Origin of the sequence: Nonomuraea recticatena (assembly GCF_039533245.1) — a bacterium.
Lineage (GTDB): Bacteria > Actinomycetota > Actinomycetes > Streptosporangiales > Streptosporangiaceae > Nonomuraea > Nonomuraea roseola.
This window is the reverse complement of the sequence record NZ_BAAATE010000031.1, coordinates 20,028-35,358: the sequence shown is the minus strand read 5'-3', so window position 1 is coordinate 35,358 and position 15,331 is coordinate 20,028. Positions and strand designations below refer to the sequence as shown.

Below are 15,331 nucleotides of genomic sequence, written 5' to 3'. Positions count from 1 at the left end.
CAACGGGAACCGGCGGGCAGCTCGACACAGCCGCTGCCGGCCGTGCCGAGCGCGGGCCCGTTGCCCCGGCGCTCACCCCATCCCGCGGGCCCTCCGGAGCCGCCCGGCCCGCCCGCAGGGCCGCCCACGGAGGAGGCGGCGGCTGAGCCCCCGCCCAAGCGCCCTCGCCTGCTGCTGCAGGGCGTGGGCGCGATCGTGGCGCTCGCCGTGGCCATCGGGGCGCCCACCTACGACCGCTACCTCCTGTTCCAGAGCGGCCAGCCGACGGACAGGGTCCATGCGGTCACGGCGGGTCAGGGCATCACCTTCGAGCACGTCACATGGAAGGTGTCCTACGGGACGATGACCCCTCCCGCGGGCACCAGGCACAACACCCCCGACAAGCAGTGGCTCAAGATCGCCATCACGAGGACCGCCGAGGACAAGGACGGCGCGCAGCTGACCGGCCAGCCCGAGGTGCTGCTCAAGGACCGCGCGGGCAGGGCGTGGCAGCTGGAGACCCTCGAGGACACCGCACCGAGCGATCACCTCGTGGGCGAGAGCTACGTGACGACGAAGGTCGCCGTCGTTCCCTCGGCCGTGGCCAAGGAGGTGGAGCTGGAACTGCGCCCCAGCTCCTACCGCGCGGACACGCCGACCGAGGACCTCATGAAGCCCACCGCGGACGACGACAACGACGTTCTGAGGTTCAGGCGTTGATGGCCTGACCGCTGCGCCTCGCCCGCGTGGCCGCGATGTCGAACGTCGCGGCCAGCAGGCACATCGTCAGCGTGGTCACCAGCAGGTTCTTGACGAATTCGATCGGCTCGCTGATGACGAGCCACCAGTACGGCGTCTCGGAGCCGATCAGGGTGCGCACACCCCTGTCGGCGTAGTCGGCGCCGAGCCGAAGGGCCACGTAGAACAGGCACATCATGCCGAAGAGCGCGGCACCGCCCTTGATGACGAGCCTGAAGGTGTTGACCAGCGGGACCCACCGCTCCATGAAGCTGCCCGTGACGCGATTGAAGGAGTTCTGGGTGATGGTGTGCGACTGCTCCAGCCTGTCGACGCCCTCTTCGAGACGGCGGACGCCGCGCACGGCCGTACGGGCCTCCTCGCTGAAGGCGCCGAAGACGAGGATCGCGATGGTCAGCCAGGTGAGCGGCACGATCAGCGCGTCCACCAGATAGGGCCTGATCTCTCCGAGCGCGGTCCAAAAGGACTCCCAGCCAGGAACGTTCTCCTTCGCCTGCTTCCACAGCTCGCCTGATTCGGCGACCACCTGCCTGTGCCCGACCCAGTCGGCGCGCAGCGAGGCGAGGGTCATCGTGGCGTTCAGGCCGAAGAAGAACAGCGCGAACTCCGACAGCGCGGCGGCCACACCGGCGACCTTGCCCTCGCCCCGCTCCACCATGCGGTTGAAGAACCACCTGAGTCCCATCGCCACGGCCATCGAGGCCAGCGACACGCGCCAGTCGAGGTCGGAGAGTCCCGCACCGGCCGTGGTCTCAGCCTCCTTGCCTTCGGCCACGCCGGTCAGGATGGGGTTGTAGAAGTTCTGGTCCAGGTTGTGGAGCCAGTCGAGGCTGATGAAGTCCTGCGCGTCGCGTCTGACGAAGTTCCACGTCAGGTAGATCGCGGCGAAGGCGGGCGCGATCCTGTCGAGGGCGACCCAGTACCGCTCGCTCTCGCCCCCTCGCGCGGCGGTCTCCCAGAGCGCGCCGCGCAGGCTGTGGAGCATTCCCGTGGTGATCGCCATGGCGAGCATGACGACCAGCGTCATCACCGCGATGGTCGCGACGAGGCGGGCCTGGCGGTAGTCGCCGTGGGAGATCTCGGTGCCCAGGTAGAGCAGGCCGAATCTGGCCGCCTCGCCCACGGAGAACCACATGATCAAGGGCAGCGCGCACTTGCCCGCGAGGCGTAGCGCGTGCAGGGGCAGCGAGAACGGTGACGGCATCCGCTGGGCCGGTGGCGGCGCAGGTCGGGGAGGTGCCGCCACACCAGACGATCCTGACATCTGGTGAATCGTAGCGTTACACGGTTAACAGCGGGAATGCGATCCTATAGTTGACTGTTCAACTACCCGTGAACGAGATCGAGCGCTACCGCTTCGCCGAGCGACTCCTCGGGATGAAGGACCCGCTCGGCGCCCTGATGATGCTGGAGCCGCTGCTCCAGGAGCACGGCGACGACCGCGGCCTGCAGGAGCTCGCCGCCCGCGCCTACTACCACTCCGCCCAGCTCGGCAGGGCGAGGCAGGCGCTGACCTCGCTGCTCGAGCGCGACCCCAGCGACCACTACGCCCGCTTCCTGCTCGGCAGGACGCTGGAGCGGTCGAGCCTGCTGACGGAGGCCCTGCCGCACCTGCGCATGGCCGCCGCCATGCACGCCGACCCCGACTACGCGGAGTCGGTCGGCAGGGTGGAGCGCAAGCTGGCCGCCTGAGCGGGCCGTACGAGCAGGTGCATGAGACCGCCCGCGACCAGGCCCCAGAAGGCCGAGCCGACACCTGCCCAGGTGATGCCCGAGGCGGTCACGACGAAGGTGACGACCGCGCCCTCCCTGCCGTCGGCCCGGGTGAAGGCCGACGACAGGGCGGCGCCGAGCGCGGCGAAGAGCGCCAGCCCCGCGACCGCCTCCACCAGTACGGGAGGCGACAGGAGCACGAGAGCGGCGGCGGCGCTCGAGCAGAGGCCCAGTCCGATCATGGAGACCCCGGCCGTGACCGAGGCGATCCAGCGGCGGGAGGGGTCGGGCTCCGCCTCGGGCGAGGCGGCCAGGGCGGCGGTGATGGCGGCCAGGTTGACGGCGTGCCCTCCGAGGGGCGCGCCCACCGCGCTCGCCGCCCCTGTCGCCAGCAGCACGCCGCGCAGCGGCGGGCGGAAGCCGTAGCCGGACAGGACGGCCATGCCAGGCACGTTCTGGGCCGCCATGGTGACCAGGAAGAGCGGCACCGCGATCCCGACGATCGAGGGAAGGGTGAAGACCGGCACGGTGATCTCGATCACGGGGGCGACGTCCAGACCGGCGGGCCGCGACGTCAGCGCGATGGCCGCGACGGCCGTCAGCAGCGCGCCGGGCACCGCCCACGTGCGGGCGAACCTGTAGAGCAGCGCCCAGACCAGGATCACGGGGCCCGCGAGGTACGGCACGTCGAGCATGGCGTGCACCGGCGCCAGACAGAGTTTGAGCAGGACACCGGCGAGCATCGCCGCCGCGATGGGCCCGGGGATCGCCGCGATGGCACGGCCGAGCCACGGCACCAGCCCCGCCGCCATGATGAGCGCCCCGCACACCACGAAGGCGCCCACCGCCTCGGCGAAGGTGCCTCCCGCGCCCATCAGGAGCGCCGCGCCAGGGGTGGACCAGGCGATGGCGATGGGCATGCGATGGCGCAGGCCGAGCGTGATGGAGACCACGCCGACGGCGACGCAGAGCGCCAGCAGCCCCGAGGCGGCCTGCCGCTCGTCGGCGCCCACCCCGCGCAGTCCCGCGAGGACCACGGTGAACGAGCTGGCGAATCCGACCAGGGCGGTCACCACTCCGGCGACGATCGGGCGGGCGCGTTCCATATATGGAACAGTAACAGATCGGGCAGGATGACTCCCATGAGCGCGATCGACGGGGACCTGCGCGAGGTCGGAGCCAGGCTGCGCCGCATGCGTGAAGAGCGCGGCCTCTCACTGTCGGAACTGGCCAGGCGGGCAGGGGTGGGCAAGGCGACGCTGTCAGGGGTGGAGACGGGCGTGCGCAACCCCACCCTCGACACCCTGTGGGCGATCACCGCGCAGCTCGGCGTGCCCATCGCCACCATCCTCGGCACGCCCGCCGAGTCCGTCGTGATGCGCGGCGAGGCGGTGGTGGCCACCCTGCTCGAGGTCTTCGAGGACGAGGGCGTCACCTACGAGCTCTACCGGGTGCGCGTGCCGCCAGGGGGCACCCAGACCTCGCCCGCCCACCACGAGGGCGTGACCGAGCACATCACCGTCTTCACCGGCACGCTCAGCGCGGGCCCGCTCGACTCGCCGCAGGTGGCGGGGCCCGGCGGCTACCTCACCTGGCGCTCGGACGTCCCGCACGGCTACACGGCCGTGGGCGCGGAGGAGGTGCTCGCCTCCCTGCTCATCCGCTACCCGGCCACCAGGTGACCGTCGTCGACCAGCCACAGCCTGCCGTCGGGCAGCGCGCCCCGCAGCCCCTCCGTGGCCTCCTCCCCCGCCAGAGCGGGCAACTCGGGCACGGCCAGCCCGGCGAAGGCGATGGTCCTGGACGGCCGCCACACCCCGGTCGCCGCCAACCGCCTGCCCATGCCCTTCCACCCCTCGGGCTCGTCGGCCACCACCCAGAGATCGGGATGTCCCGCGACCATCCGGCAGGCGGGCCGCAGCCACGACGCCGCCTCCTCAGGCCACGACACCACCTCTCCGACGAGCCCGCCCCTGGCCTCCCACTCCTCGACGAACGCGCGCGCCCTGCCCACCGAGGCCGCCGACCGCCCGTGCCCGACGTTCACCAGCATCGGATGGTGCTGGTCCACCAGCCGCAGCACCATGGTCAGCTCGGCGCCCACCCTGGCGCTCACGCCGCCACCTCCCCCGGCCTGCACGTACGGCATGCGCGGTAGCCCGCCGACTCCGCCTGCGCGACGCTGCGGAAGCCGTGCCTGTGCCTGGGCGTGATGCGCCTGGCGTTGTGGCAGGTGGGGAAGCACACGATGCCGGTGGTGTCGCTGGCCAGGTAAAAGACGTTCTCCTGCGCGAGGTCGCGCAGCCCGTCGAGGTCCACGCCCTCGTGCCTGAGCAGCCGCTCCTTCGCCTCGGCGCCGAAGACGTACTCGCCGGGCGCTCCGTCGGACCTGACGATCCTGTGGCAGGGGATGAGCAGCGGGACGGGGTTGCGGGCCAGCGCGGTGCCGACCGCGCGTACGGCGGCGGGCCTGCCGATCTGACGGGCGATCCAGGCGTAGGGCCGCACCTCGCCGCGCGGGATGCGCTGCGCGGCGGTCAGCACGTCGCGCTGGAAGTCGCTCAGCTCTCGCAGGTCGAAGCGCAGGCCGGCGGCCTTTCCCGCGCGCAGCGCGGGCACCAGGCCTGCGGGCGGGCGGTCGCCCTGCAGGAGCGGCCTGCCGAAGCGGGCCCTGAACTCCGCGGCGAAGCTCTCCCTCGCGGCGGGGTCGTCGTGCGGGCCGTACCACCGCAGGAAGGCCACGCCCTGGTCGGTGGCGGCCACGGACACCTCGCCCAGCGGTCCCTCCACGCGGACCCAGCGGGCGGCGATCCTGTCGAGCAGTCCCTCGGGTGGGTCGGCCGTCAGGCCGGCGAGCCCGGAGAGCAACGGATCCTGGTTCATCGGGTCATCTCCCTCAGACGCTTGAGCCCGCGCGACACGTGCGACTTGACGGTGCCCTGCGGGAGTCCGAGCACCGTGGCCACCTCACTGACCGGCAGGTCCACGACGTGCCTGAGCACCACCGCGGCTCGCTGGTCCTCGGGCAGCAGTCTCAGCAGCTCGGCCAGCTCGCCTCCGGTCTCACGCCGTTCGGCCGCCGCCTCCACCCCCTCGCCCGTGTCCACGGAGTCGACAGGCTCCTCCATCAGGTCGGGCGGCGGGTGGCGGACGCGGGTGCGCACGCAGTTGCGCCACACGTTCATGAGGATCGTCATCAGCCAGGGCCGCGGCTGCAACGCGGCGATGCGCTCGCGATCGTAACCCGCCACCGCCCGATAGGCGCGCAGGAACGCCTCCGCGGTCAGGTCCTCGGCATCGGCCCAGCGGCCGCTGAGCCGCAGCGCGGTCGAGAAAACCAGCCCGCGGTAGGTGCCGTACAGCTCGGCGAACCCCTGGTCGAGGTCGTCGATCAGCGCCTTCCTGACCGGGTCCAGGCAGTCGAGTCGGTTCACGTCCTCTACAACACCGCCGGGACCTGGATCGTTGCAGTCCTCGGCGGGAACGCGAGAAGGGGCCACGTCCTGGCGGACGTGACCCCCTTCTCTACGTGCGGCGCGCGGTCAGACCGCGACGGACAGCTGGGCGACCTCGCCCAGCTTGGCCTGGACGGGAACGTCCCTGGTGACGCCGCCGCCCGCGATGATGCGGACGGTCCAGTCACCGGGAGCGGCGAAGAAGCGGAAGACGCCCTCGTCGGACACCACGACCTCGCCGGTGAACTCGCCCGAGTGGTCGAGCAGGCGGGCGTAGGCGGTGCCCGCGCCGGTCACCACACCCTGGATCACGGACTGGGTGGACAGGTCGATTCCGGCCGGCAGCGCGACGGTCTGCTCCGGAGCGGCGCAACCCTGCGTCGAAACGGTCATTAGCGGGCCTCCCCCAACTCGATCGGCACGCCCACGAGCGAGCCGTACTCGGTCCACGAACCGTCGTAGTTCTTCACATTGGCCTGGTCGAGGATCTCGTGCAGCACGAACCACGTGTGCGCGGACCGCTCGCCGATGCGGCAGTAGGCGATGGTGTCCTTGCCGAAGTCGACGCCCGCGCCCGAGTAGAGCTCCTTGAGCTGCTCGTCGGACTTGAAGGTGCCGTCGTCGTTGGCCGCCTTGGACCACGGGATGTTGCGGGCGGTGGGCACGTGGCCCGCGCGCTGCGCCTGCTCCTGCGGAAGGTGGGCGGGGGCCAGCAGCTTGCCGGTGAACTCGTCGGGCGAGCGGACGTCCACCAGGTTCAGCTTGCCGATCGCGTTGACGACGTCGTCGCGGAAGGCGCGGATCGAGGAGTCCTGCTCCTGCGCGGTGTAGGTCGTCGCGGCACGGGCGGGCACGTCGGTCACCAGCTCGCGGGAGTCGAGCTCCCACTTCTTACGGCCGCCGTCGAGCAGCTTCACGTTGGAGTGGCCGTAGAGCTTGAAGTACCAGTAGGCGTAGGCGGCGAACCAGTTGTTGTTACCGCCGTAGAGGACCACCAGGTCGTCGTTGGAGATGCCGCGCTCGGACAGCAGGGCCTCGAAGCCCGCCTTGTCCACGAAGTCACGGCGGACAGGGTCCTGCAGGTCGGCCTGCCAGTCGATCCGGACGGCGCCACGGATGTGGCCCTTGGCGTAGGCGCTGGTGTCCTCGTCGACCTCGACGAGCACGACACCGGGAGTGTCGAGGTTGGCCTCGACCCAGTCGGCATCCACCAGGGCGGCGGAGCGGCTCATTGGGGAACCTCCATGTTGGCAGCGGGCAGTAGACGGCGAATCATCAGGTACATCTCGCAGCCGAGGCAGAATCCGAAGGCTGCGTTGAGGAAGGCGGCGAGGAGAGCCGCGGCCGTCGCCCCGAGGGCGAGCGGTGTGATCCCTGCGATGAATCCGATCAGCCCCGCGGCCGCGAAGACCAGCCCCACCACCTGCGCGAACCGCGGTGGGCGGGCGTCTTCCGTCTTCGTCGGCGGACTCCTGAAGAAGACCCTGTACGGCGAGCGACCTGCCGCACCGGCGGCGAACACCACTGCCTGGACGGCCAGCAGCCAGGCGCTTCCCGTCACGAGGACGAGAGCGAGGACCAGGGTGGTGACGGCCGCGCCGAGGCGCAGCACTCTAGGGTCGGCACGCATCGTGGGATGCTCCTGAAGGGTCGGATGGGGCGGATCGAAATGTCCGCGCGAGACCGTCCTCAGGCAGCGCGACAGAGCGCGGTGGACACGCGGCAGAAATCAACCGCGCGCCGCTTCGTCAGCAGCTCTGTCGTGGGGTTCATGACCACGACCCTACCTGCCGTCTCGCCTTCTGTCACTTCTCGTCCGGGTCGTGAGACAGGAACGCTCCGAGCGCCGCGATCACGTCGGCCTTCCTGGGCTGCCCAGACGCCCTCTTCACGACGGCTCCGCCACCGTCCAGCACGAGGACGGTCGGCGTGCGCATGATGTCGAGCTCGCGCACCAGGTCGAGCCTGGACTCCGCGTCGATCTCGACATGGCTCACCCCCGGCACCAGCGCGCTGACCTCGGCCAGCACCCTGCGCGTGGCCCTGCAGGGCTGGCAGAAGGCGGTGGAGAACTGCACCAGCGTCGCCCGCTCGCCCAGCTCGTGGCCCAGCGCGTGCGCCGTGAGACTCTGCCCTGACTCGCGCAGCCTGCCGTCGCGGCGCAGCTTCACCACCCCGATCACCGTGCCGAGCGCCAGCGTCGCCAGCACCACCCACCAGCCTGTCATCGCCAGGTGCAACCGCGGCGGCGACGGGATTCTTCCCCTACTTCGCGGTGATCCTGACCAAGAGCCCGCCGTCGGCGTCCCTGACCTCGAAGGAGCGGATGGACTCCTGCGGCGTGCGGCTCTGTACCTGGAAGACCTCCGCGCCGGCCTCGTAGCTCGCGGCCCGGACGGTCCAGGGCGCGGAGACCTCCTTGGCGCCCGCCTTGCTCACCACGACGAGCCTGCACTCTGTGCCCGGCGGCACGCCTTCGAGCTGCACCTGCAGCGGCATGCCAGGTGACACGGTCACGGTCGCCTTGACGTCCTTCGACTCTCCGGTGAAGGCCCGCCCCGACTCGCTCATCTTGAGATCGGCCGAAACCGAGGGCAGGGGTGAGGCCGAGGGCGAGGCCATTGTCGCGTTTCGCTCGTCCTCCTCCGCGGCGCGGCTCCGGTCCGGCCGCGCCGCCGAATCCCGCGCCTCCGACTCCTTCGCTGCCAGCTCACCTTCGGAAGGTCGCACCGCCGAGGCAGGGGCGTCCTGCGCCGCGGGCGCCCCCGCCGTCGGCTGCAGGCTGTCCTGCATAGTGGTCAGCACCGTGCCGCCGACCGCGAGCGCCGCGACCGAGGCCGCCGCCACCAGCAGCAGGCGTCCGCGCCTGTGCCGCTTGACGCGGTCGTTCAGCAGCCGGTCGAGCACCTCACGAGGAGGGCTCGCGACCAGCTCCACGTCCTTCTCCGACACCTTCGACAGGAAGACGGGCAGCCCCTCGAGCTCCATCAGCTCGTCGGTGCACCCCTCGCACGAGGCCAGGTGGATCTCGACCTCCTGCGCCTCCTCGGCGTCGAGCGCGCCCAGCGTGTAGGCGCCCAGCGACAGCCGTACCTCCTCGCAGGTCATCATGGCGCCAGCCCCCGCTCTTCCAGGGCGAGCCTGAGCGCCCGCAGCGCGTAGTAGGTCCGCGACTTGACGGTGCCCGCGGGAATGCCGAGCGTCGCCGACGCCTCCTTCACCGATCGCCCCCGGTAGTAGACCTCGAGCAGCACCTCGCGATGCTCAGGACGCAGCGCGGCCAGCGCCTCGGCCACCGCCCACGACTCCACCGCCTTCTCCAGCTCGTCGTCGGCGGGGATCACCGCCAGCGCCTCGTCGCCCGCCTCCTGCGGCCTGGCCTTGCGCGCGCGGTGCTGGTCGACGACGAGGTTGCGGGCCACGGTGAACAGCCACGCCCTGATCGGCCGCCCGGAGATCGCCTCGGGATGCCGCCATGCCCGCAGCAGCGTCTCCTGCACGATGTCCTCCGCTCGGCCCGGGTCCCCGGTCAGTCGCAGTACGTAACCGTAGAGCGGCCCGGCGTGCTCGTCGAAGAGGGTCCTGACGAGTTCCTCGTCGGCGGTGCCTGCTGGGCTCACCCCCTCATCACGTACGGCGGGCCGTCTCGGTTCGAAGTCAGCCACGGAGAGGTACGTCACTTGCCTCGGCGGTGATCTCCAGCCCGGCGGGGACGGCCTTCACGCCTGTCACCTTGACGTCGAACGGGAGCTTGCCCTTGAACGGGATCGTGTAGGTCAGGAACCCCGCGGACTTGGAGGGGATGCCGTTGACCTTGTCGGCGGTGAGCTTGATGCCCCCGTCGACCACCTCGACCTGCATCTCGGCGTCGAACTTCACCTTCGTCACGCCGAGGTCGACCTCGCCTGAGGCGGTGAGCCTGTCGCCGCTGCCGCCGATCTTGACCCCGCGCGGCGCGAACTTGTCCACGGTCGACCTGGAGAGCGTCCCCTGGACGTGCACCCTGCCCGCGGTGATCTGGGCGCGGTTCTGCACGACGTCGACCAGCGGAGCGGTCACGTCGTAGGCGGCGCCGCGCAGGTTGTCCACCTTGACGGTGTTGTACGTCAGGGTGCCGAGGTCGAAGCGGACCTCGGAGTAGCGGCCCGCGATGGCCTGGGTGAGGAAGGGGATGCCCTCGATGGTGACGGTGGGGGTGCCCGAGAGGTCGGAGGACGCGGCGATCCTGGTGGCGATGTCGCGCTGGACCCCCGCGACGGCCACCCTGTCCACGGCTACGAGGACGATGATCAGCACGATCAGGAAAATGATCAGCTTGCGCATCGGGCTCCTTCTGGGGGAATGCCTGGCGCTACCTTATCCCCCGGCAAAGGGCGGAAGGATCTCCACGACGGCCCCTTCCGGCAGACGCACCGCCGAGTGCTCGCGCCTGCCGACCGGATCTCCGTTCACGAGGAATGACGACCGGCGCACGACGCGCGCGAGCTCCTCACGGTCCGCTGTGATTTTGGTCATGAGATCGCCCAGCGTGTCGGCCTCGAAGGCCTCCTCCGCGATACCGGCCGCCTCCTTGGCCGCGGCCCAATAGCGAACTTTTCCAGTAGGCATAGCCACCTCACAATTGATTCCGCTCCATTGTGCGGGTTCGTTAACGAGAATGTTTCGCGTGAACGCATGTTCACCAGGTGGACGCGACCTGGACGCTTCATGCCCGTGGGTTATCCTCACCTACAGCGGGATCCGGGCGACGTAGCCCCCGGGTCCCACACGTGTTTGTACGGCACACCACGTACGGCAAACGCGGAGGCCCCGAACAGAGGAGTCGTAATGAGCAACCTGCTCCTGCTGACCAACGCCCTCGAGCCGTCCTCCGAGGTGCTGCCTGCCCTGGGGCTGCTGCTGCACTCCGTCCGCGTCGCGCCCGCCGAGGCTTCGGCCCTGATCGACGCGCCACCCGCCGACGCCGTGCTGGTCGACGCCCGCCGCGAGCTGGTCCAGGCCAAGAGCCTGTGCAGGCTGATCAGGACCACCGGTATCGACTGCCCGCTCCTGGTGATCGTCACCGAGGGCGGCCTGGCGGGCATGACAGCCGAGTGGGGCGTCGACGACGTCCTGCTCGACAGCGCGGGCCCCGCCGAGGTCGAGGCCCGCCTGCGCATGGCGACAGGCCGGCTGTCCATGGCCGCCACCGACGAGGTGCCCGACGAGATCCGCAGCGGCGACCTGGCCATCGACGAGGCCACCTACACCGCCAGGCTGCGCGGCCGCGCCCTCGACCTCACGTTCAAGGAGTTCGAGCTGCTGAAGTACCTGGCCCAGCACCCCGGCAGGGTCTTCACCCGCGCCCAGCTGCTGCAGGAGGTCTGGGGCTACGACTACTTCGGCGGCACCAGGACCGTCGACGTGCACGTGCGACGCCTGCGCGCCAAGCTGGGCCCCGAGTACGAGTCGCTGATCGGAACGGTCCGCAACGTCGGCTACCGCTTCGTGCCCGACCGCGGCGCGGCCGACGCCGAGAACCACGCCCACGTCTGAGCTCAGCGGCTCAGATACTCCTCGACGAACCTCGTGGTGTGCGTGGCCTTGGCGAACTCGGGCAGCGCCAGCAGCTCCCGCAGCAGCGGGATGGTGGTGGCGACGCCCGGCCCCTCCACCTCGAACTCCGCCAGCGCCCTGTCGGCCCTGGCGATCGCCTGCGCCCTCGTCGGCGCCCACACCACCAGCTTGGCGATCAGCGAGTCGTAGTCTGGCGGCACCCTGTCGCCCTGGGCGAAGCCCGAGTCGACCCGCACGCCGGGGCCGCCAGGCGGGTTGAAGACGGTCAGCGTGCCGGGGGTCGGCCTGAAGCCGGCGGCGGGATCCTCGGCGTTGATCCTGCACTCGATCGCCGCGCCCGTGAGCGTCACCTGCTCCTGGGTGAAGGAGAGCCGCTCGCCCGCCGCCACGCGCAGCTGCTCGGCCACCAGGTCCACGCCGGTCAGCATCTCCGTCACCGGGTGCTCCACCTGGATCCTCGCGTTGATCTCCATGAACGTCGCCGCTCCCGAAGGATCGACGAGGAACTCCATCGTGCCCGCGCCCGTGTATCCGACCCGCGCCGCCGCCGCGACCGCGTACGCGCCCAGCGCCTCGCGCATCTGCTCGGGCAGCAACGGCGAGGGCGCCTCCTCGATGAGCTTCTGGTTGCGGCGCTGCAGCGAGCAGTCGCGTTCGCCGAGATGGACCACCGTGCCCGAATCGTCGCCGAGGAGCTGCACCTCCACGTGCCTTGCGGCCGAGACGAAGCGCTCCATGTACACCGATCCGTCGCCGAAGACCTGCTGGGCCAGCGCGGTGGTGCGCCTGAACGCCTCGCGCAGCTCGGCGCGGTCGCGTGCCACCTCGATCCCGCGCCCTCCACCGCCCGCGGCCGCCTTCACGATCACCGGGTAGCCGATCTCCTCGCCGAGCGACTCCGCCTCGGCCGGCGAGCCGACCGCGCCCTCGCTGCCGGGCAGCACGGGCAGTCCGGCCGCGGCCATCAGCGCGCGCACCTTGGCCTTGTCGCCGACCGCCTCCATCACCTCGGGGCGCGGTCCCACGAAGGTGATGCCCTGGCCCGCGCACACCCTGGCGAAGTCGGCGTCCTCGGAGAGGAAGCCGTAGCCGGGGTGGATGGCGTCCGCCCCCGTCCTGAGCGCCGCCTCGATGACGGCAGGGACGTAGAGGTAGCTGCGGCGCGCGGGCGCGGGGCCGATGTGGACGGCCTCGTCGCACGCGGCCACGAACCTGGCGTGGCGGTCGGCGGTCGAGTAGACCGCCACCGTTCGCAGGCCCAGCTCCCTGCAGGTCCTGGCGATCCGCAGGGCGATCTCTCCCCTGTTGGCGATGAGCACCTTGCCGACGCTCATGCCGAGCCCACTCTGATCCGCACCAGCGCCTGGCCGTACTCCACCGGCTCGGCGTTGCCCGCGACCACCTCCACGACCTCGCCCTCCTGCTCGGCCACCACCTGGTTCATCAGCTTCATCGCCTCGACGACGCCGACGGTCTGTCCCGCCCGCACCCTGTCGCCCACCCGCACGTACGGCGCCGCCCCCGGTTCGGGCGCGTGGTAGAAGGTGCCGACCAGCGGCGCCGTCACCGCCGTGAGCGCGGGGTCCTCCACCGCCTCCTCCGCTGCCGCCGCGGGCTGGGCGGCCTGGGCGGGTACGGCGGGCGCCGCCACGACCTGCGCCGCCGTGGCGGCGCTCGCCCATGTGACCTCCAGCGCGCAGTCGCCGAGCCGCAGCGACACCGCCGCCACCGGCCCTGGCACGGTCTTCACCAGGTGGGCGACCTCCTCCCTCAGCACCCGCAGCGCCGCGTGCTGGTCGTGCTCCTGCTCGCGTTCACTCACCGTGGATCACCCCCAGCCTCCTGAACCGCTCGTAACGGTCCTTGCGCAGTTCGTCGGGTCCCAGCCCTGACAGCTCCCGCAGCGTCTCGGCGACGGCCGCGTGCAGCAGGTCCGTCGCGGCCTGCGGATCCTCCTGGGCGCCGCCTCTCGGCTCGGGCACCACGCCGTCGACGACGCCGAGCCTGAGCAGCTCGGGCGCGGTCAGGCGCAGTGACTCGGCCATCTCAGGGGCGTGGGACGGGTCGCCGTACAGGATGGTGGAGCAGCTCTCCGGGCTGATCACGGAGTAGACGGCGTGCCTCAGCATCAGCACGCGGTTGGCCATGGCCAGCGCCAGCGCGCCTCCGCTGCCGCCCTCGCCGATGATCGTGGCGACCACAGGGACCGACAGCTCCGACATGCCGGCCAGGCAGTCGGCGATCGCCCATGACTGGCCGCGCTGCTCCGCCCCGACGCCGGGGGCCGCGCCCTGGGTGTCGACGAGCGTGACCACCGGCAGGCCGAGCCTGTCGGCCAGCTTCATCAGGCGCAGCGCCTTGCGGTAGCCCTCGGGGTGGGCCAGGCCGAAGTTGCGCTCGACCAGCTCCTTGGTGTCGTGGCCCTTCTGGTGAGCGACGATCATGACGGGGGCGCCGTCGAGCAGGCCGAGGCCGCCGACCACGGCGGGGTCGTCGCCGTGCAGCCTGTCGCCGTGCAGCTCGACGAAGTCGGTGCACAGACGCCAGATGTGGTCGAGCGCGGTGGGCCTGGCCGGGTCCCTTGCCAGCCGTACCGTCTCGTGCGGACGCAGCACGCCGCCCAGCGCGGTGGGGTCGCGCAGCACGACGGGCTCACGGGGCTCGGCGGGCGCGGCGCCCTCGCAGGTCGTCATGGCCAGCAGCCTGGCCAGCAGCGGGCGCAGGCCGTCGCGAGACTCGACTCTGTCGAGCATGCCGTGCGCGAACAGGTACTCGGCGCTCTGGAAGCCCTCGGGCAGGCGCTCCCTGGTGGCCGCCGCGATGACCCTGGGCCCCGCGAAGCCGATGAGCGCGCCGCGCTCGGCCACCAGCACGTCGCCCAGGGTCGCGAAGGAGGCGGTGACTCCGCCGAAGGTCGGGTCGGTCAGCACGCAGACGCTGAGGAGCCCCTCGCGTCGCAGCCGCCTCATGGCCTGGGCGGTCTTGCCCATCTGCATCAGCGACAGCGCGCCCTCCTGCATGCGCGCGCCGCCTGAGGCGATCGACAGCACCAGCGGCAGGCGCTCGGCCATGGCCAGCTCGCAGGCGCGCGCCACGCTCTCGCCGACGGCCGAGCCCATGCTGCCGCCGAGGAAGGAGAAGTCCATCACCGCGACGACCGCGCGGTGCCCGCCGATGGTGGCGACGCCGTACACGAGAGCGTCGGCGAGGCCGGTGCGGACGCGGGCGGAGGCCAGGCGCTCGCGGTAGGGACGGGAGTCGGTGAAGGACAGCGGGTCGTCGCCGGCGACCTGCGGGGCGGCGGCGAAGGAGCCCTCGTCCACCAGGACGTGGAGGCGCCCGGCCGCGCCGAGCCTGTGGTGGTGCCCGCAGTCGGGGCAGACCATGCCGACCCTGGCCAGGCGTGGCTGGTACACGATGGCCGAGCAGCCCGGGCACAGCGCCCACTCCTCGGCGGCGGGAAGCGGCGGCGAGATCGTCACTGGACCCGCCCCTCCGGCGTCCAGGCGTAGAAGCGGGTGGCCATGGCGTCGGCGGGGCTTCGCCAGGTGTCGGGGTCGTACGGCAGGACGTGCGCGCCGAGCCTGTCGCTCAGCTCGGCGAAGTCCTTCCTGCTCCTGGCCCGCGCCATCGCCGCCTGCTGCGGCCCTTCGAACTCCACGAGATGGAAGTAGAGGTCCTGGTAGGTGAACAGCTCGCGCCTGGTCACGCCGAGCGCGTGGGGCAGCTCGCCCGCGTCCGACTCGGCGAACAGGCGGGCGACCTCGGCCGAGTCGCCTGAGGCCAGGCGGGCGACGATGAGAATCCTGTCGGACACGTGAACTCCTGGTGGAACGGGCCGTCATGGACGCTCTCACCGTAGGAACCAC

At 71.2% G+C, this 15,331-nt stretch carries 21 protein-coding genes; 4 read left to right on the top strand and 17 right to left on the bottom strand.

Annotated features, from left to right (window positions below):
* The first annotated feature begins 42 nt into the window (after positions 1-42).
* Complete coding sequence (locus tag ABFX50_RS39385; RefSeq protein ID WP_346153928.1) at positions 43-699, top strand: hypothetical protein; 657 nt, start codon at positions 43-45, stop codon at positions 697-699.
* Here the strand turns inward: ABFX50_RS39385 and ABFX50_RS39380 are convergent.
* Positions 689-2,002: a hypothetical protein gene (locus ABFX50_RS39380; RefSeq protein WP_346153927.1), complete on the bottom strand. Its 1,314-nt coding sequence runs from the start codon at positions 2,000-2,002 to the stop codon at positions 689-691. The genes ABFX50_RS39385 and ABFX50_RS39380 overlap by 11 nt on opposite strands.
* Positions 2,003-2,070: 68 nt before the next feature.
* Here ABFX50_RS39380 and ABFX50_RS39375 point away from each other — a divergent pair, with 68 nt between their 5' ends.
* Positions 2,071-2,430 carry a tetratricopeptide repeat protein gene (locus ABFX50_RS39375; RefSeq protein ID WP_312895678.1) on the top strand — a complete coding sequence of 120 codons (360 nt, stop codon included), beginning with the start codon at positions 2,071-2,073 and terminating at the stop codon, positions 2,428-2,430.
* Here ABFX50_RS39375 and ABFX50_RS39370 read toward each other — a convergent pair.
* Positions 2,385-3,557 (bottom strand): benzoate/H(+) symporter BenE family transporter, encoded by a 1,173-nt coding sequence (locus ABFX50_RS39370; protein ID WP_346153925.1) that lies wholly within the window; start codon positions 3,555-3,557, stop codon positions 2,385-2,387. The genes ABFX50_RS39375 and ABFX50_RS39370 overlap by 46 nt on opposite strands.
* 36 nt (positions 3,558-3,593) lie before the next feature.
* Between ABFX50_RS39370 and ABFX50_RS39365 the strand changes: the two genes are divergently transcribed.
* Positions 3,594-4,133 (top strand): helix-turn-helix domain-containing protein, encoded by a 540-nt coding sequence (locus ABFX50_RS39365; protein ID WP_346153923.1) that lies wholly within the window; start codon positions 3,594-3,596, stop codon positions 4,131-4,133.
* Here ABFX50_RS39365 and ABFX50_RS39360 read toward each other — a convergent pair.
* From ABFX50_RS39360 to ABFX50_RS39310, 11 genes are all read right to left on the bottom strand, one after another.
* Complete coding sequence (locus ABFX50_RS39360) at positions 4,115-4,567, bottom strand: type 1 periplasmic-binding domain-containing protein (RefSeq protein WP_221241208.1); 453 nt, start codon at positions 4,565-4,567, stop codon at positions 4,115-4,117. The genes ABFX50_RS39365 and ABFX50_RS39360 overlap by 19 nt on opposite strands.
* Complete coding sequence (locus tag ABFX50_RS39355) at positions 4,564-5,334, bottom strand: methylated-DNA--[protein]-cysteine S-methyltransferase (RefSeq protein ID WP_346153921.1); 771 nt, start codon at positions 5,332-5,334, stop codon at positions 4,564-4,566. Before ABFX50_RS39355 ends, ABFX50_RS39360 begins: the two co-directional genes overlap by 4 nt.
* Entirely contained in the window at positions 5,331-5,885 is a 555-nt protein-coding gene (locus ABFX50_RS39350) for an RNA polymerase sigma factor (RefSeq protein WP_312895680.1), read from the bottom strand. Before ABFX50_RS39350 ends, ABFX50_RS39355 begins: the two co-directional genes overlap by 4 nt.
* A 108-nt stretch (positions 5,886-5,993) precedes the next feature.
* The gene (locus tag ABFX50_RS39345; RefSeq protein ID WP_183651316.1) at positions 5,994-6,299 is read right to left on the bottom strand and encodes a DUF1416 domain-containing protein; all 306 of its coding nucleotides are present in this window, start codon (positions 6,297-6,299) and stop codon (positions 5,994-5,996) included.
* On the bottom strand, positions 6,299-7,138 hold the full coding sequence (locus ABFX50_RS39340; protein ID WP_183651318.1) for a sulfurtransferase: 840 nt from the start codon (positions 7,136-7,138) through the stop codon (positions 6,299-6,301). The genes ABFX50_RS39345 and ABFX50_RS39340 overlap by 1 nt, the downstream gene beginning before the upstream one ends.
* Positions 7,135-7,536 carry a DUF4395 domain-containing protein gene (locus tag ABFX50_RS39335; protein ID WP_346153919.1) on the bottom strand — a complete coding sequence of 134 codons (402 nt, stop codon included), beginning with the start codon at positions 7,534-7,536 and terminating at the stop codon, positions 7,135-7,137. The genes ABFX50_RS39340 and ABFX50_RS39335 overlap by 4 nt, the downstream gene beginning before the upstream one ends.
* A 175-nt stretch (positions 7,537-7,711) precedes the next feature.
* Positions 7,712-8,134 (bottom strand): thioredoxin family protein, encoded by a 423-nt coding sequence (locus ABFX50_RS39330; protein ID WP_346126478.1) that lies wholly within the window; start codon positions 8,132-8,134, stop codon positions 7,712-7,714.
* 37 nt (positions 8,135-8,171) lie between these two features.
* Positions 8,172-9,017 carry an anti-sigma factor family protein gene (locus ABFX50_RS39325; protein ID WP_346153917.1) on the bottom strand — a complete coding sequence of 282 codons (846 nt, stop codon included), beginning with the start codon at positions 9,015-9,017 and terminating at the stop codon, positions 8,172-8,174.
* Complete coding sequence (locus tag ABFX50_RS39320) at positions 9,014-9,526, bottom strand: sigma-70 family RNA polymerase sigma factor (RefSeq protein WP_183651325.1); 513 nt, start codon at positions 9,524-9,526, stop codon at positions 9,014-9,016. Before ABFX50_RS39320 ends, ABFX50_RS39325 begins: the two co-directional genes overlap by 4 nt.
* Before the next feature lie 37 nt (positions 9,527-9,563).
* The gene (locus tag ABFX50_RS39315) at positions 9,564-10,229 is read right to left on the bottom strand and encodes an LmeA family phospholipid-binding protein (protein WP_346153915.1); all 666 of its coding nucleotides are present in this window, start codon (positions 10,227-10,229) and stop codon (positions 9,564-9,566) included.
* Between the two features lie 33 nt (positions 10,230-10,262).
* Positions 10,263-10,514 carry a MoaD/ThiS family protein gene (locus ABFX50_RS39310; protein WP_346153913.1) on the bottom strand — a complete coding sequence of 84 codons (252 nt, stop codon included), beginning with the start codon at positions 10,512-10,514 and terminating at the stop codon, positions 10,263-10,265.
* Positions 10,515-10,733: 219 nt separating this feature from the next.
* On the opposite strand from ABFX50_RS39310, the gene ABFX50_RS39305 reads away from it, so the two are divergent.
* Complete coding sequence (locus ABFX50_RS39305) at positions 10,734-11,441, top strand: response regulator transcription factor (protein WP_183651331.1); 708 nt, start codon at positions 10,734-10,736, stop codon at positions 11,439-11,441.
* Positions 11,442-11,443: 2 nt separating this feature from the next.
* Here the strand turns inward: ABFX50_RS39305 and ABFX50_RS39300 are convergent, their stop codons facing one another.
* From ABFX50_RS39300 to ABFX50_RS39285, 4 genes are read right to left on the bottom strand one after another with little or no spacing between them, the layout of a single operon-like run.
* Positions 11,444-12,796, bottom strand: a complete 1,353-nt coding sequence (locus ABFX50_RS39300; protein WP_346153910.1) for an acetyl-CoA carboxylase biotin carboxylase subunit — start codon at positions 12,794-12,796, stop codon at positions 11,444-11,446.
* Complete coding sequence (accB, locus tag ABFX50_RS39295; RefSeq protein ID WP_346153908.1) at positions 12,793-13,284, bottom strand: acetyl-CoA carboxylase biotin carboxyl carrier protein; 492 nt, start codon at positions 13,282-13,284, stop codon at positions 12,793-12,795. Before accB ends, ABFX50_RS39300 begins: the two co-directional genes overlap by 4 nt.
* The gene (locus ABFX50_RS39290; RefSeq protein WP_346153907.1) at positions 13,277-14,944 is read right to left on the bottom strand and encodes an acetyl-CoA carboxylase carboxyltransferase subunit alpha; all 1,668 of its coding nucleotides are present in this window, start codon (positions 14,942-14,944) and stop codon (positions 13,277-13,279) included. Before ABFX50_RS39290 ends, accB begins: the two co-directional genes overlap by 8 nt.
* Complete coding sequence (locus ABFX50_RS39285; RefSeq protein ID WP_346153905.1) at positions 14,941-15,279, bottom strand: TcmI family type II polyketide cyclase; 339 nt, start codon at positions 15,277-15,279, stop codon at positions 14,941-14,943. The genes ABFX50_RS39290 and ABFX50_RS39285 overlap by 4 nt, the downstream gene beginning before the upstream one ends.
* Positions 15,280-15,331 lie beyond the last annotated feature (52 nt).

Excerpts from the sequence above, each read along its gene's own strand:
- ABFX50_RS39300 (WP_346153910.1), bottom strand. The coding sequence starts at position 12,796 with ATGAGCGTCGGCAAGGTGCTCATCGCCAACAGGGGAGAGATCGCCCTG.
- ABFX50_RS39330 (WP_346126478.1), bottom strand. The coding sequence starts at position 8,134 with ATGACAGGCTGGTGGGTGGTGCTGGCGACGCTGGCGCTCGGCACGGTG.
- ABFX50_RS39345 (WP_183651316.1), bottom strand. The coding sequence starts at position 6,299 with ATGACCGTTTCGACGCAGGGTTGCGCCGCTCCGGAGCAGACCGTCGCG.
- ABFX50_RS39340 (WP_183651318.1), bottom strand. The coding sequence starts at position 7,138 with ATGAGCCGCTCCGCCGCCCTGGTGGATGCCGACTGGGTCGAGGCCAAC.
- ABFX50_RS39380 (WP_346153927.1), bottom strand. The coding sequence starts at position 2,002 with ATGTCAGGATCGTCTGGTGTGGCGGCACCTCCCCGACCTGCGCCGCCA.
- ABFX50_RS39305 (WP_183651331.1), top strand. The coding sequence starts at position 10,734 with ATGAGCAACCTGCTCCTGCTGACCAACGCCCTCGAGCCGTCCTCCGAG.
- ABFX50_RS39365 (WP_346153923.1), top strand. The coding sequence starts at position 3,594 with ATGAGCGCGATCGACGGGGACCTGCGCGAGGTCGGAGCCAGGCTGCGC.
- ABFX50_RS39355 (WP_346153921.1), bottom strand. The coding sequence starts at position 5,334 with ATGAACCAGGATCCGTTGCTCTCCGGGCTCGCCGGCCTGACGGCCGAC.
- ABFX50_RS39325 (WP_346153917.1), bottom strand. The coding sequence starts at position 9,017 with ATGATGACCTGCGAGGAGGTACGGCTGTCGCTGGGCGCCTACACGCTG.
- ABFX50_RS39335 (WP_346153919.1), bottom strand. The coding sequence starts at position 7,536 with ATGCGTGCCGACCCTAGAGTGCTGCGCCTCGGCGCGGCCGTCACCACC.
- ABFX50_RS39315 (WP_346153915.1), bottom strand. The coding sequence starts at position 10,229 with ATGCGCAAGCTGATCATTTTCCTGATCGTGCTGATCATCGTCCTCGTA.
- ABFX50_RS39310 (WP_346153913.1), bottom strand. The coding sequence starts at position 10,514 with ATGCCTACTGGAAAAGTTCGCTATTGGGCCGCGGCCAAGGAGGCGGCC.
- ABFX50_RS39370 (WP_346153925.1), bottom strand. The coding sequence starts at position 3,557 with ATGGAACGCGCCCGCCCGATCGTCGCCGGAGTGGTGACCGCCCTGGTC.